Here is a 14,302-nt window from a genome sequence, read left to right on the forward strand (position 1 = left end):
GGGGTTCAATTCAGCAATGCGGCATAGGGGAGGAAGGGGCGGATGCTGCCCTCCTCGGCCGGCGGCAGATCCTCGGCCAGCTCGACCAGCCCGTCGGACTGCACCAACGAAACCAGCGAGCCCGCCCCCTCGCCCGGATGCTTCCGGGCCAGCGGAACGCCATCGGCCCCCGGCGCGAGCGAGACCCGCAGGAATTCGCGCCGCCCCGGCTTGCCATGGTGAGAAAAGCCGAGTCGCACCGGCAGGCGCTCCAGCGGCGGGCAGGCCGTTCCGGCCAGCCGGGCGAGCATCGGGCGGGCGACGAAGGCGAAGGTGACGAAGACCGCGACCGGATTGCCGGGCAGGCCGAGGAAGGGGGTGCCGGCGACCATGCCGACGGCAACCGGCTTGCCCGGCTTGATTGCGACGCGCCAGAAATCGAGTGTGCCGAGCGTCGACAGCGCCGCCTTGACGTGATCCTCCTCGCCGACCGAGACGCCGCCGGAGGTGATGACGAGATCGCAGTCGCGCGCGGCTTCGGCCAGGCGTACGGCAAGGCTGTCGCGGTCGTCCCGCAGAATGCCGAGGTCGACAGGCTCGGCACCGGCGCGCGTCAGGAGGGCGCGCAGCAAGGCGCGGTTCGCGTCATAGATCCCGGCGGGCTGCAGCGCCCGGCCTGGCTCGGTCAACTCGTCGCCGGTCGAGAACAGCGCGACGCGCGGGCGGCGGCGCAGGATGACCTGGTCATGTCCGATGGCCGCCAGCAGTCCGAGATCCTGCGGGCGCAGGCGATGCCCGGCCGCAAGCACGCGCTCGCCCGGCGCGACGTCCTCGCCCGCGGGCCGCAGATTGTCGCCGCGCCGCAGCCCCGGCGGCAACACGACGAGATCGCCGTCGCGCCGCACATCCTCCTGCATGACGACCGTATCGGCGCCGGGTGGCATCGGGGCACCGGTGAAGATGCGCAGGACGCCGGGCGCGGCAAGTGCCCCGGCCGCTTCGCCCGCCGCAACCCGGCCGAGCACGGGCAAGCGGGTTTCAGCGCCCATGGCGAGGTCGTCGAAGCGCAGCGCATAGCCGTCGACGGCCGAGTTGGCGAAAGGTGGCAGCGGCAGGCCAGCCAAGATGTCCTCGGCCAGGACGCGACCATCGGCCTGAGACAGCGGCAATGTCTGCGTGCCGGCCACCGGCGCGACCAACGCGGCAGCCCGCTCCCCGGCTTCCTCCACCGAAAGCGGCGCAGGACCGGGCCCGATGCCTTTCAGGCGAGCCATGGCGGCCTCCGCAACTTCCGGCCGTCCGCTTCCATCGAAATCCGCCCCTTCCGCCGCTGCGGCAAATGCTGCGGCGCTCCAGTTCTTCCTTGCCATGCGGGCATGGGTCAAGCCGCGGCAACAGCGCAGGTTGCCCCAGCGCAAGAAGCCATCATATGAAGCATGACGACCCCAACGACCCGACCGGGCGCGACCATGGATACGATTGCGCTCGATCTGCGCGGCCTGAAATGCCCTCTCCCCGTCCTGCGCGTCCGCAAGGCGCTCGACGCGGCAGCGGCAGGCAGCCTGATCGTCGTCCAGTGTACCGACCCGATGGCGGCGATCGATCTACCGAACCTGACGCGCGAAACCGGCGACGCGATCGAACGGCAGGGCGGGGAGGGCCGCACGCTCGTCTTCCACATCCGCAAGGCAGCCTGAGATTGCTGCGCGACGAACGGAGTTTTCCGAGGTGAGTCTTTCCCAAGCCGACATCCTGCGGGCGCTCGAACTGGTGAAGCTGCCGGCGAGCGGCCAATCGCTCGCCGCCTCGGGCCGGGTCGCGAACATTCTGATCGATGGCGGCAAGGTGATCTTCGCCATCGGCATCGACGCGACCGAGGCCAATGCCATGGAGCCGGTGCGCAAGGCAGCGGAAAGCGCCGTGAGCGGCCTGCCCGGCGTCACGCAGGTGCTGGTCGGGCTGACGGCCGACAAGGCGCCACCCTCCGCCGGAATGCAGGCCCGCCAACAGGCGCATCGCCCCGCGCCCGGCGGCGCACCGCCGAAGCCTGCCGGCGTGCCGGGCGTGAAGCAGATCATCGCGGTGGCGAGCGGCAAGGGCGGCGTCGGCAAATCGACCACCGCCGCCAATCTCGCCGTGGCGCTCTCGACGCTGGGGCTCAAGGTCGGGGTGCTCGATTCGGACATTTACGGCCCGTCGATGCCGAAGATATTCGGCATCACCGGCAAGCCGCAGCTCGTCTCCGGCCGCACCCTCGCGCCGATGGAGGCCTATGGGCTGAAGGTGATGTCGATCGGCTTCCTCGTCGACGAGGAGACGCCGATGATCTGGCGCGGGCCGATGGTGATCTCCGCGATCACGCAAATGCTGCGCGAGGTCGCCTGGGGCGAGCTCGATGTGCTCGTCGTAGACATGCCGCCCGGCACCGGCGACGCCCAGCTCACCATGGCCCAGCAGGTGCCGCTCGCCGGCGCCGTCATCGTCTCGACGCCGCAGGACCTCGCCCTGCTCGATGCGCGGCGCGGCGTCGCGATGTTCCGCAAGGTCGCGGTGCCGATCCTCGGGCTGGTCGAGAACATGAGCTATTTCGTCTGCCCGGAATGCGGACACCGCTCCGACATCTTCGCCCATGGCGGGGCACGGCACGAGGCGGAGCGCCTCGGCGTACCCTTCCTCGGCGAGATCCCGCTCGCCATGCCGATTCGGGAGACCTCGGACGGGGGCCGCCCGATCGTCGCCAGCGACCCGCAGAGCCCTCACGCGAAGGCCTATCTCGCGCTGGCGCGGCAGGTGCAAGCCTCGCTCGGCGGCGCGACGCGGGCAGCCCCGCGCATCGTCATCGAATAGGAAGCCAGCCTCGGCCGAGGCGACAGCTTGACTACGCCATCGTTTTGTTCTTCATTTGTTCTAGTCATGAGCAATGGAGGGCGTACGATGGCCGTCTACCCCACCCGGCATATCAGCGTCGGCATCGCCCGCCCGGCGGAGGAGGTTTATGCCTTTCTTGCCGACCCCGCCCATTTCCCGCAATGGGCCGAGGGGCTCGGCCACAGCTTCGTCCATGTCGAGGGCATGACCTGGCGGGCGGAGACGCCGATGGGGCGGATGCGCGTGCTGTTCAGCGAGCCGAACAACCATGGTGTGCTCGACCATGCCGTGATCCCCGACAACGGTCCCGCCATGCACAATCCGATGCGGGTCGTCGCGAATGGCGACGGCGCGGAGGTGATCTTCACCCTGTTCCAGCGTGACGGCATGTCCGACGACGAGATGGCGGCCGATGCGGGCATGATCGCGCGCGACCTTGCGGCACTGAAAGCGCTGCTGGAAGGCGGCCGCCGGTAGGTCATCGCGGGCCCTATCGGGCGCGGCAACGATGGCTTATCTTATTGTTATCGCGCCGGATTCTTCCGAAGAAGGGCCTCGGCCCCGGCCAGTTCCTCGGGCGTGTTGATGTTGAAGAAGGGATCCACCGGCTCAGTCGGCCATTCGGCAGCCGCGACGCCATGCCGTGCGGCCCAGAGGCCGAGCCTTCGTTCGCCGGCCACCAGGGCAGCGCGCAGTTCCTCCCGCAACGCAACCGGCCAGAGCGCAATGGCGTGATGCTGCCTTCCGCCCGAGGCGGCGCAGGCGAGCGGCGTTCCGGCAGCCGCGCGGGCCGCCTGCAACCGGGCCACGAGATCGGCCGGAACGAAGGGGGTATCGGCCGCGACGCTGACGAGCCAATCCTCGTCCGGCCGTTCCGCGGCAAGCCAGTCCAGCCCGGCGAGGATGCCGGCGAGCGGCCCGGCATATCCCGGCACCGTATCGACCACCACGGGCAGGCCAAAAGCTGCGAAGCGGGCGGGATCGCCATTAGCGTTGAGCAAAAGGCTTCCGCATTGGCCGCGCAGCCGCTCGACGACATGCGCGAGGATCGGCTTGCCGGCGAGGTGTTGCAGGGGTTTGTCGCCGCCCCCCATGCGGCGCGCGAGGCCGCCGGCGAGGATGAGTCCCGTAGGCAGCGCGGACATTGCCAGGCTCATGACGACCGCCACAAAAGCTGCATCGCCCGCCTGCCCGACTCAGGCGGCCAGCCGTATTGCATCCCGGACCCAGCGCTCGATGCGGTCCTCGTCGGCCGCGAGCTCGACCCAGTCATCGCCGGCGAAATCGCGCCAGGCCGGCAGGAAATCGTGCCGGACCGCGAGCAGCACCGGCAGGCCGGCCATAACGGCCCTCGCGATCTCGTCGCGCAGCCCTTCTCCCAGCGCCTCCTGCTTGCCGAACTTGTTCACGACGACGAGATCGACCCGCCCGCTCAGCGCGCCGGCAAAGGCCACGGCCGCAGCCGCCAGCCCAGCGGCGTCGAGCCGGCAGCCCGTGGCCGATGGGCCCAGGTCCTGGCTGATCGGGAAGCGGGCGCCGCTGGCCAGATCCTCCAGCGACATCGCCATGCAGCGATCGTCGCATTCGGCATCGTTGTGCTGGATGACGCCGCCGAGCCTCAGGCCGCTGTGCCTCAACCGCGCGACGACACCCTGCATGAAGGTGTCGATGCCAAAATCGCTCGCATAGGGAATGGCGGCCAGGCAGGTCATGCCCCTTCATCTCACGAAGCCGCGCTCCATGCCAGAGAGCCGAAGCGGGCAACGGCGATGAGATGCCGGGTAAGTGTTGCGCCGCACCTACAGTCGCGCCCCGCATCTCTCGCTAGGGTGGCGGCGGCTCAATCCGGGCGGCCGGGCTGGCCAAAGGCCTGTGACGCGACCGGAACGCATGAACCGACCCTCTGCCCAGACCCAGCTCGACCCCGCGGCCGATGCCGCGCGGCTGCTGCGCCGCATCGGCTTCGCGACGCTCGCCCTCGTCCTGCCGCTGGCCGCGCTGGTTTCGCGCCGCGCGGCCGTGGTTCTGGTGCCGATCGGCATCGCGCTGCTGATCATTGCCGCGCTCATCGAAGAGCCCGGGCAGTTCATCGCCGGGCTGAAAGCAGCCCTGCTCAGCCGCCCTGGCCTCATCCTGCTCGGGCTGATCGCCTGGTCGGCCCTGTCGCTGGTCTGGAGTCCCTATCCGGGCGCCGCGGCCGAGAAGGCCGGCAACCTCGCGCTCGCCGTCGCGCTTGGCTTCGTCGGGCTTTCCGCCCTGCCGGAACGGATGCGCGCCTCCAATCTCAATCTCGCCGCGCTCGGCACCGGCGTCGCCGGCATCTTCGCGCTCGGCCTCATCATCGTCTCGGCGCTGCGCCATGCGGACGCCCCGCAGGGCGCGGTCGAGCGTGGCGTGTCGATCATCCTGATCATGGCCTGGCCGGCGCTGGCCTGGCTCCTGTCGCGAGAGCGGGGCATGACAGCGCTCGGGCTCGCGCTCATCGTCGGCCTGCTGGCCCTGACCCGTTTCGAGGACGGCGAGACCATGGCGATGATCTTCGGGGCGGTCGCCTTCGGCGCCGTCACCGCCAGCCGCGAAGGCGCAACCAAGGCGGTCGCGACGATCGTCGCCGGACTGATGCTGTTTGCGCCCCTCCTGCCCTTCCTGCTGGCGCCGCTCGTCTCGCTCCTGCCCAACAGCAGCGACGATTTCGCGCAGATGCTGTCGGTCTGGGCCGATGTCATCCGGCAATCGCCGGTGGAGCTCATCACGGGGCACGGCCTCGACACCGTGCTGCGCGGCCAGATGACGGGCGTGCTGCCGCAGCCAGCGCCCGTGACGCTGCTGTTCGAGACCTGGTACGAGCTCGGCCTGGTCGGTGCGGCGACTGCGGCCGCCTGCCTCTACTTCGCGATCCGGGCCGCAGGGCGGATGCCCGGGGCCCTCTCGGCCGGCGGCGTCGCCGCCTTCACCACTGCCTTCGCGCTCGGCACCTTCGGCTTCGCGCCGCTCTTGCCCTGGTGGCTGATGACGCTGACCGCCGTGGTACTGATGTTCGGCGCGATCGCGCGCGGACAGTACCGCACCGATCGTCCGGCCGTGCCGCTGCCGATGCGGGCGGCGAGCCATACGCGCCCCAAGGCAGGCAACCCACCAGCTTCCGGCGCATAGCGTCCACCCGCCCGGCCGCATGGCGACCGGAACGGCAAGGTCGCGTTTTCCCTAACGCGTCGGCGCGGCGACCAGCTTGAGCTTCGGCATGTTGGAGACGTCGACAGGGATATCGTAGGCCTCCTTCATCGCGTAGCTCAGCATCTGATGATAGAGCGGCAGATAGATCAGATCGCCCCGCAGCTTCTGCCAGAGCCTGGCGATGAGCGCGTCGCGTCGGCCACCGTCGATCTCGCTTGAAAGCTTACCGATCATCTCATCGGCCTGGAGATCGCTATAGCCGGTCGCGTTGTAGGCGCCGCGCTGCCCGTCGCGGCTGTGGTAGAGCGACGAGAACACCTGTTCGCTGTCATAGGTGGGCGAGCCCCAGCCAGCGAGGAACAGGTCGGGACCGGGTGTCCGGCGCAGTGCGCTGGACTGCTCGGCCTGCGGCTGGGCGACGAGTTTGACCCGGATGCCGACCCGGCCCAGCATCAAAACCAGCGCGCGGCAGGTCTCCTCGCCATACACATAGCGATCGTTCGGGCAGTAGAGCGTCGTGGCAAAGCCCTCCGGATAGCCGGCTTCCGCGAGAAGCTGCCTGGCGCGCGCGGGGGCGAAGGGCGGCGGCGTGTCAAGCTCCCCGGTCCAGCCATTGACCAGCGGAGGAATGATGATGCCGCTCGGCAAGGCCTCGCCGCGCATGACCACGCGCTGGATCTGGTCACGGTCGATCGCGATATTCATCGCCCGCCGGACGCGAAGATCAGCAAAGGGGTTGCGCCCTCCCGCCTCCGTTCCCCGTGGCGCTTGCGACGCGACGTCGAAGCCCAGAAAGATCGTCCGATTCTCGACGCCGGAGGTCACCGTCAGGCCCGATTGGGCGCGCAGCCGCGGCAGATCCTGGATCGGTACGTCCTGCAGGAAGTCGACGGCGCCGGAAAGCAGTTCCGCGACGCGCGCGCTCGCACGGGGTATCGGCCGGTAGGTCAGATTCGCGATGCCCAGCGCGACATGGCCACGGTTCCAATAGGCCTCGTTGCGTCTCAATTCGGTCCTGACATGCGGTTGGCGCGAAACCAGGACGAAGGCGCCGGTGCCGTTGGCATGGGCGTTGGCGAAGTTGGCGTCGGTGGTCGCGTTGTCGGGTATCTGCGCGGCGCCGTTCCGCTCCGACCAGGCCTTGCTCATGATGAAGATTGCCGGCGTGTTCTCGACGAAAGCGGGGTTGGGGCCCCGCGTCCTGATCCGAACCGTAAGGTCGTCGACCTTCTCGATCGCGACGACCGAGGCGAAATAGTCGCTGAAGCCGGAGTTCGGCTGCTTGGCTCGCCGGTAGGAGAAGACGACGTCATCCGCCGAGAAGCGGCTCCCGTCCTGGAAGGTCACGCCGCCGCGCAGCTTGAACTCCCAAACCGTCGGCTCCTCCGGCAGCATCCGCCAGGATACGGCAAGCAGCGGGCCGAGCCGCCCGGCCCGGTCACGCTCGGTCAGGCCTTCATAGATATTCTGGATGAGGGCGACGGTCGGCCCCTCATTCGCGACATGGGGATCGAGCGTCAGCGCGTCGCTCGAGCGCGCCCAGACGAAGGCCTGCGCCGCAACCGGCGCCAGGACGACCAACAGCACTGACAACAGGGCGGCAGCCAGCCTCCGCAGCATCCCCTCTCCTCTTTTCCTACCAGATACAGGACGGGCCGGTCGGCCCGGTCCGTTCGTTCACCGCCCCGCTCAGCGGGATAATTCGGCGATCAGGCTGCGGAGGAAGCGCGTGCCGGCTTCGAGCTGCTCGATCGCAAGGAACTCGTCCGGCTGATGTGCCTGGGCGATATCGCCGGGACCGCAGACCACGGTCGACCAACCGGCCTGCTGGAACAGGCCTCCCTCCGTACCATAAGCCACGACATGCCGGCCATTGTCGCCGGTCAGCCTTCGGCAGAGCGCTTCCGCCGCGCCATTCGTCTCCGGCCCCATCGCGGCAGTTTCGGAGGTGACCTCGATGGTGATGCCACTTTGCGGGGCGACCGCCTTCATGCCGGCTTCGAGCTCGGCAGCTTTCGCCCTGTAGCGGGCCTGGTAATCGTCAAGCTGCTCGCCGGGAATGCCGCGCACCTCGTGGGTGAAGCTACAGTGCTCCGCTGTGATGTTCACGGCCGAGCCGCCTTCGATCTCGCCGACATGCAGCGTCGAATAGGGCGGCTCGAAGAGGCTGTCGGCCGCAGCCCGCGCCTTGTTCTCGGCCATCGTGGCGGTATGCCAGTGGACAAGTTCGCCCGCGACCATCACGGCCGGCACGCCGATGTCGACGCGGCTCGAATGCACGGCATAGCCACGCACCGTGGTGCGCATGCGCAGCACGCCCTTGTGCCCCGTCACGACCTTCATCATCGACGGCTCGCCGACGATCACGGCCGAGGGGCTCGCACCCGATTGCTGCAACGCCGCGATCAAGACACGCGCGCCACGACAGCCGACTTCCTCGTCATAGGACAGCGCGATATGGATCGGCCGCTTCAGCGGCGCCGCCAGCATCTCCGGCACAAGTGCAAGCGCGATCGCATCGAAGCCCTTCATGTCGCAGGCGCCGCGGCCATAGAGCCTTCCGTCACGCTCGGTCAGCGTCCACGGATCGGAGCTCCAGTTCTGGCCCGCAACCGGCACGACGTCCGTGTGGCCGGACAGAATGACGCCGCCATCGCGCTGAGGACCGATGGTCGCGTAGAGATTGGCCTTTTCACCATCCGGGCTGGGAACAAGCCGGCTCTCGACGCCGAGGGAGGCGAGATAGTCCCGGCAAAAATGGATCAGCTCGAGATTGCTGCGCTGCGATTCCGTGTTGAACGAAACCAGCCTTGCCAGCATCTCCTTCGGCGTCATCGTCACGGCGTTTCTCCCCCGGAATTCTTTCGTAAGGCCCTGTATCGCGATCCCGCCACAGGCAGATTCCGTGCCGGCAAGCTAGAGGCTGACCACAGCAGCGGACAAGCCCGAAGGCTGAGCATGCTTGACGCGGGGCGCTGCCGCACGTTCTCGTATCCCCCTGGCCGGGGAAGACCAGAGAGGACCGAACCCCCATGGATTTCGACGTCACCCTTGCCGATGTGCAGGCCGCCGCGACCCGCATCGCCGGCAAGGTGCGCCGCACGCCGACCTATCACAGTGCCGGCCTTTCGGCCCGGCTCGGGGTCGAGACCTGGGTGAAGCTGGAGAGCCTGCAACTCGCCGGCTCCTTCAAGGTGCGCGGCTGCTACAACCGGCTGATGGGGCTGAGCGAAGCCGAGCTGAAGCGCGGCGTCGTTACCGTCTCGGGCGGCAACCATGCCATCGCCGTCTCGCTGGTCGCCCGCTCGCTGGGCACCTGGGCGCTCGTCCTGATGCCGAAGGCAACGCCCGCGCTCAACATCCGCCTGACGCAGGAGGCCGGTGGCAAGGTCGAACTCTGCGAGGATTCGGTCGCCGCTTTCGCCAAGGCCGAGGCCTGTGAGCGCGAAGGCCTTGTCCATGTGCATTCCTATGACGATCCGGCGATCATCGCCGGGCACGGCACGCTCGGCCTCGAACTTGCGAGCGATGCCGGCGGACGGCTCGACCATGTCTTCCTCTCGATCGGCGGCGGCGGTTTCTCGGCCGGCGTCGGCGCGGCGCTGAAGGGGCTCGACCCGGCCGTCAGGCTGCACGGCGTCGAGACCGAAGGCGCCACGACGATGACGCAGGCGCTGGAGGCCGGGAAGCCGGTGCCAATCCGCCCGACCTCGATCGCCCGCACGCTCGGCGCTCCCTTCGCGACCGAACGGACCATGGCCGCGGCCCGCCAGTTCCTCGAGGAAATCGTCGTGATGCCAGATGTGGAGGCGGTGCGGGAGCTCATCTGGCTGCTGCAGAACGAGCGCGTGCTGGTGGAACCCGCCGCGGCCTGCGTGGTCGCTGCCGCGCTGGCCAGGAAAGAGAGCTTCCGCCCCGGCGAGCGTATCTGCCTCGTGCTCTGCGGATCGAACGTGGCACTGGAAGATATTACGCGCTGGCGCAGCGAGTTCGGCGTCTAGCGCCGGCGGCAGCCCGCCCCTAGAAGCTGCTGCATGAATGATCATCCTGCTCCGACGCTGCAGACGCAGCGCCTTATGCTGCGACCCATGGTCGAAGCGGATTTCGCTGCCTACGCCGCGTTCCTGGCCTCGCCCCGATCGGGGCCGATGGGTGGTCCCTTCTCGACATCCCGGGCCTGGGGGATGTTCTGTCACGATATCGCCTGCTGGCCGCTCTTGGGGCATGGTGCGCTGATGATCGACCTGCGCGCAGACGGCGCCTGCATCGGGCAGATAGGCATCAATGGCGGCCCCTCTTTCCCGAGAAAGAACTCGGCTGGCTGCTCTATGACGGGCATGAAGGGCATGGTTACGCCACCGAAGCCGCCCGCGCCCTGCGCGATTGGGCGACACGGACCCTGAAGCTCGCAAGCCTCGTGAGTTATGTCGCCCGAGGCAACGTCGCCTCGATCTCCGTGGCGGAACGGCTCGGCGCGATGCGCGATGCACAGGCCGAAAGACCCGACCCCGACGATCTGGTCTTTCGGCATCCGCTGCGCGGCTGACGGCGTCCGAAAAACGCCTCAGCCGCCGTTGCGGGCAAGCCGCGCATAGCGGCCGCGCTTGGAAGCGGAAGCATAGCGGCTGCGCTTGTAGCCGTGCCAGTAAGCTTCGCGCTCGCCGACATCGGCATGGACGAGACCATTCGAATAGGTGCCGACCCCGCCGACATTCGCCAGCGAGCGGGCAGCGGCGGCAGCCTTGCGCGACGAGGTGGCGAGCGGGCGGAAGTCGATGGCGCGGCCGAGATAGTGCTGGGAATGCCGGGCATGGCGGCCGCCGCAGGTCGAGGTGATCTGGATCGGGCCGATCTTGGCGACGAGCTCGGTGATCATCGAGCGGGTTTCGGGCTTGAGGCAACCCAGGCCTTTGACCTGCGGCTGGAAGGAAATTTTCTGGATCGACTCTTCTGCCTTGGCGGCAGCAGGCAAGAACGCGGACAAGCACGCAAGCAACATCAATCGACGCATAATCAACCAAACATGATGGGGAGGGTGAGACAGATCAGATCGGCAATCGCGAACGATCTGAGCGGAGAGGCCGCCTCGCTATTGGCTGTAAACGGCCAAATCATGGCTAAGTCGAATTTTATTTATTCGGCTGTCTCAAAGGCACTCGATGAATGGCTATTCATGGTAGGCGGCGACATCTCTCGGCGCACTCTGTCATACCGCCAATGCCCATCCCCTGCGCGCAGGCCGGCTTGGACAGGCGGCTCGCGACTGGGCTAGCTTGCGCCACGGCACCCGCTTTCTGCGCGGTCGCCCCATGCCATCTCAGAGGATACGATGCCCAAGACCGACATCATCGCGGCGCTGACCCCCGAAATCACCGCGATCCGCCGTGACATCCACCGCCATCCCGAGTTGATGTACGACGTGCACAGGACCGCCGCGCTCGTCGCCGACAAGCTCAATGAATGGGGCGTCGACGAGGTGGTCACCGGCATCGGCCAGACCGGCGTCGTCGGCGTCATCAAGGGCAAGGGCCAAGGCTCCGGCAAGGTCATCGCCATGCGCGCCGACATGGACGCGCTGCCGATCCATGAGGAGACCAATCTCGAGCATCGCTCGACCGTGCCGGGCAAGATGCATGCCTGCGGCCATGACGGCCACACCGCCATGCTGCTCGGCGCCGCCAAGTACCTGACCCAAACCCGCGATTTCGACGGCACCGCCGTGCTGATCTTCCAGCCGGCCGAGGAAGGCGGCGCCGGTGCCAAGGCGATGATCGACGACGGGCTGATCTCCCGCTTCGGCATCCAGGAAGTCTACGGCATGCACAACAAGCCCGGCGTGCCTGTCGGCCGCTTCGAGATCACCAAGGGCCCCGCGATGGCCGCGGCCGACCAGATCCACATCAAGATCGAGGGCGTGGGCGGTCACGCCGCGGCGCCGCATCGCGTCAACGACCCGATCGTCGCCTCCTGCGCGCTGGTCAGCGCCCTGCAGACGGTCGCCTCGCGCAATGCCGATCCGCTGGAGTCGATCGTCGTCTCGGTGACGGCGCTCAACGCCGGCGAGGCCTTCAACGTCATTCCGCAGACGGCTGAGATCAAGGGCTCGGTCCGCACGCTGACGCCCGAGACCCGCGACCTCGCCGAGAAGCGCATCAGCGAGATCGTCGAGGGCGTGATGAAGGCCTTCGGCATGAAGTACCAGCTCAACTACCGCCGCGGCTATCCGGTGACCTTCAACCATGCCGGCCAGACCGACTTCGTGACCAGCGTCGCCAAGGAAGTCTTCGGCTCCGATGCAATCACCACCGACATTCCGCCGACCATGGGCTCTGAAGACTTCTCCTACATGCTGGAGGAGCGCCCCGGCGCCTTCATCAACATCGGCAACGGCGAGTCGGCCGGCCTGCATCACCCGGCCTACGAGTTCAACGACAAGGCGATCCCGGTGGGCGTGAACTACTGGGCGAGCCTGATCGAAATCTCGATGCCGCAGCGCGGCTGAACCAGTCGAAGCGGCGATGAGCGACATCGATTGCCTTGTCATCGGGGCCGGCGTGGTCGGCCTCGCAGCGGCCCGCGAGCTTGCGCTCACGGGCCGCGAAGTCGTCATCGCCGAAGCGGCCGAAGGCATCGGCACCCAGACCTCGGCGCGCAACTCCGAGGTCATCCATGCCGGGATCTACTATCCGCCCGGTTCGCTGAAGGCGCGCGTCTGTGTCGCCGGCCGCAAGAAGCTCTACCGCTATCTGGAAGAGCGCGGCCTGCCGCACAAGGCCTGTGGCAAGCTCATCGTTGCCACCTCCGAAAGCCAGAAGCCGGCGCTGGAGACGATCATGGCACGGGCGCAGGCTTCGGGCGTCGACTCGCTGCGCTGGCTCTCCGGTGCCGAGGCCAAGGCGATGGAGCCGGAGGTGCGCTGCGAGATCGCGCTGATCTCGCCCGAGACCGGCGTGGTGGACAGCCATGCGCTGATGCTCTCGCTGCTCGGCGAATGCGAGGCCGCGGGCGGATCGCTGGCGCTCAACACGCCGATCACCGGCTGGCGGCGCGAAGGGCAAGGCTTCAGCGTCGATTTCGGCGGGGCCGAGCCGGCGACCTACACGGTGCGGACGGTGGTCAATTCAGCCGGTCACGGCGCGCCGAAACTGCTGAGCACGCTCGCGGGCTTTCCGGCCGCGCATGTGCCGGTGCAGCACTATGCCAAGGGCAACTACTTCGCCCTGACCGGCAAGCAGCCCTTCACGCATCTGGTCTATCCCGTACCGGAAGCGGCGGGCCTGGGCATCCACGCCACCATCGACATGGGTGGCAGGGTGAAGTTCGGCCCTGATGTCGAATGGGTCGAGAGCGACCAGGACCTGGTCGTCGATCCCGCTCGCGGAGACAAGTTCTACGCCGCGATCCGCACCTATTGGCCGGCGCTGCCGGACGGGGCGCTGGTCGCGGACTATGCCGGCATCCGGCCCAAGCTGCATGGACCGGCCGAGCCGATGCCGGATTTCCGCATCGACGGGCCGGAGACCCATGGCGTGCCGGACCTCGTCAACCTGCTCGGCATCGAGAGCCCAGGACTGACCAGTTCGCTTGCGATCGCCGAGATGGTGCGGGACAAGCTCGCCGCCTGAACGGCGTCAGCCCCGCGCCTTCAGGAAGGCATCCTTGGCCTCTCGGGCGAGCGTAGTGATGCGGCCCCAATCGCCGGCGGCGATGGCATCGGCCGGCACCAGCCAGGACCCACCCACGCAGATCACCTGCGGCAGGGCAAGGTAGTCGCCGAGGTTCTTCAGGCCGACACCACCCGTCGGGCAGAAGTTCATCTGCGGGAAGGGACCGGAGAGCGCCTTCAGCGCCGGCGGGCCACCGGCCTGCTCGGCCGGAAAGAATTTCGCAGTGGTCCGGCCGGCCGCGACGGCGCGCATGCAGTCGGAGGCCGTGGCGACGCCCGGCAGCCAGGGCAGCCCGGCCTTGCGCAGCGCCTCGTCCACGCTCTCGCTGAAACCGGGGCTGACGACGGCCTGGGCGCCAGCGTCCCTCACCTGCGCCACCTGCGCCGGCGTGACGACCGTGCCGGCGACCGGCAGCGCCTTCGGCACCGACTTCGCGATGGCGGCGAGCGCCTCCAGCGCGGCAGGGCGGCGCAGCGTGACCTCGACGACATCGATGCCGCCGGCGACCAAAGCATGGGCGAGATCGACGGCACGCGACGCGTCCTCGATCACGACGACGGGGATGACTCCGCAGCTCTTCAGTCGGGCAATCGCGGCAGCTTCGTCCATGATCT

Annotated in this window: 14 protein-coding genes and 1 pseudogene; 8 read left to right on the forward strand and 7 right to left on the reverse strand. The window is 68.1% G+C overall.

Going from position 1 to position 14,302, the window contains the following annotated elements:
• Positions 1-5: 5 nt before the first annotated feature.
• Positions 6-1,253, reverse strand: coding sequence for a molybdopterin molybdotransferase MoeA (locus CE453_RS22405; RefSeq protein ID WP_089176579.1), 1,248 nt, complete (start codon positions 1,251-1,253; stop codon positions 6-8).
• Between the two features lie 162 nt (positions 1,254-1,415).
• Here CE453_RS22405 and CE453_RS22410 point away from each other — a divergent pair, with 162 nt between their 5' ends.
• From CE453_RS22410 to CE453_RS22420, 3 genes are all read left to right on the forward strand, one after another.
• A complete protein-coding gene (locus tag CE453_RS22410; RefSeq protein WP_349236630.1) occupies positions 1,416-1,676 on the forward strand; it encodes a sulfurtransferase TusA family protein in 261 nt (86 codons plus the stop codon).
• Between the two features lie 31 nt (positions 1,677-1,707).
• Positions 1,708-2,826, forward strand: coding sequence for an Mrp/NBP35 family ATP-binding protein (locus tag CE453_RS22415; protein ID WP_089176581.1), 1,119 nt, complete (start codon positions 1,708-1,710; stop codon positions 2,824-2,826).
• An 87-nt stretch (positions 2,827-2,913) separates the two neighbouring features.
• The gene (locus CE453_RS22420; protein ID WP_089176582.1) at positions 2,914-3,324 is read left to right on the forward strand and encodes an SRPBCC family protein; all 411 of its coding nucleotides are present in this window, start codon (positions 2,914-2,916) and stop codon (positions 3,322-3,324) included.
• A gap of 47 nt (positions 3,325-3,371) precedes the next feature.
• Here CE453_RS22420 and mobA read toward each other — a convergent pair whose 3' ends face one another.
• Positions 3,372-3,992 carry a molybdenum cofactor guanylyltransferase MobA gene (mobA, locus tag CE453_RS22425; RefSeq protein WP_089176583.1) on the reverse strand — a complete coding sequence of 207 codons (621 nt, stop codon included), beginning with the start codon at positions 3,990-3,992 and terminating at the stop codon, positions 3,372-3,374.
• Between the two features lie 51 nt (positions 3,993-4,043).
• Complete coding sequence (locus CE453_RS22430; RefSeq protein ID WP_089176584.1) at positions 4,044-4,559, reverse strand: DUF2478 domain-containing protein; 516 nt, start codon at positions 4,557-4,559, stop codon at positions 4,044-4,046.
• 178 nt (positions 4,560-4,737) lie between these two features.
• On the opposite strand from CE453_RS22430, the gene CE453_RS22435 reads away from it, so the two are divergent.
• Positions 4,738-6,000 carry a hypothetical protein gene (locus CE453_RS22435; RefSeq protein WP_089176585.1) on the forward strand — a complete coding sequence of 421 codons (1,263 nt, stop codon included), beginning with the start codon at positions 4,738-4,740 and terminating at the stop codon, positions 5,998-6,000.
• 51 nt (positions 6,001-6,051) lie between these two features.
• Here the strand turns inward: CE453_RS22435 and CE453_RS22440 are convergent, their stop codons facing one another.
• Positions 6,052-7,641 carry an ABC transporter substrate-binding protein gene (locus CE453_RS22440; protein WP_089176586.1) on the reverse strand — a complete coding sequence of 530 codons (1,590 nt, stop codon included), beginning with the start codon at positions 7,639-7,641 and terminating at the stop codon, positions 6,052-6,054.
• A 69-nt stretch (positions 7,642-7,710) separates the two neighbouring features.
• The gene (gene argE, locus CE453_RS22445) at positions 7,711-8,856 is read right to left on the reverse strand and encodes an acetylornithine deacetylase (RefSeq protein WP_089176587.1); all 1,146 of its coding nucleotides are present in this window, start codon (positions 8,854-8,856) and stop codon (positions 7,711-7,713) included.
• Between the two features lie 197 nt (positions 8,857-9,053).
• Between argE and CE453_RS22450 the strand changes: the two genes are divergently transcribed.
• Both CE453_RS22450 and CE453_RS22455 read left to right on the forward strand, forming a co-directional pair.
• Complete coding sequence (locus tag CE453_RS22450) at positions 9,054-10,022, forward strand: threonine ammonia-lyase (protein WP_089176588.1); 969 nt, start codon at positions 9,054-9,056, stop codon at positions 10,020-10,022.
• Positions 10,023-10,055: 33 nt separating this feature from the next.
• Positions 10,056-10,567: pseudogene (locus tag CE453_RS22455) on the forward strand (GNAT family N-acetyltransferase).
• 18 nt (positions 10,568-10,585) lie between these two features.
• On the opposite strand, the gene CE453_RS22460 reads toward CE453_RS22455, so the two are convergent.
• Positions 10,586-10,897: a DUF882 domain-containing protein gene (locus CE453_RS22460; protein ID WP_157733149.1), complete on the reverse strand. Its 312-nt coding sequence runs from the start codon at positions 10,895-10,897 to the stop codon at positions 10,586-10,588.
• 453 nt (positions 10,898-11,350) lie between these two features.
• Here CE453_RS22460 and CE453_RS22465 point away from each other — a divergent pair, with 453 nt between their 5' ends.
• Together CE453_RS22465 and CE453_RS22470 are read left to right on the forward strand one after the other, a co-directional pair.
• On the forward strand, positions 11,351-12,523 hold the full coding sequence (locus CE453_RS22465) for a M20 aminoacylase family protein (protein WP_089176590.1): 1,173 nt from the start codon (positions 11,351-11,353) through the stop codon (positions 12,521-12,523).
• Positions 12,524-12,539: 16 nt separating this feature from the next.
• Positions 12,540-13,646 (forward strand): NAD(P)/FAD-dependent oxidoreductase, encoded by a 1,107-nt coding sequence (locus tag CE453_RS22470; protein ID WP_089176591.1) that lies wholly within the window; start codon positions 12,540-12,542, stop codon positions 13,644-13,646.
• 6 nt (positions 13,647-13,652) lie between these two features.
• On the opposite strand, the gene eda is transcribed toward CE453_RS22470, so the two are convergent.
• Positions 13,653-14,297 carry a bifunctional 4-hydroxy-2-oxoglutarate aldolase/2-dehydro-3-deoxy-phosphogluconate aldolase gene (gene eda, locus CE453_RS22475; protein WP_089176592.1) on the reverse strand — a complete coding sequence of 215 codons (645 nt, stop codon included), beginning with the start codon at positions 14,295-14,297 and terminating at the stop codon, positions 13,653-13,655.
• Positions 14,298-14,302 lie beyond the last annotated feature (5 nt).

The sequence above is a fragment of the Bosea sp. AS-1 genome (assembly GCF_002220095.1).
In the GTDB taxonomy this organism is placed as follows: Bacteria; Pseudomonadota; Alphaproteobacteria; order Rhizobiales; family Beijerinckiaceae; genus Allobosea.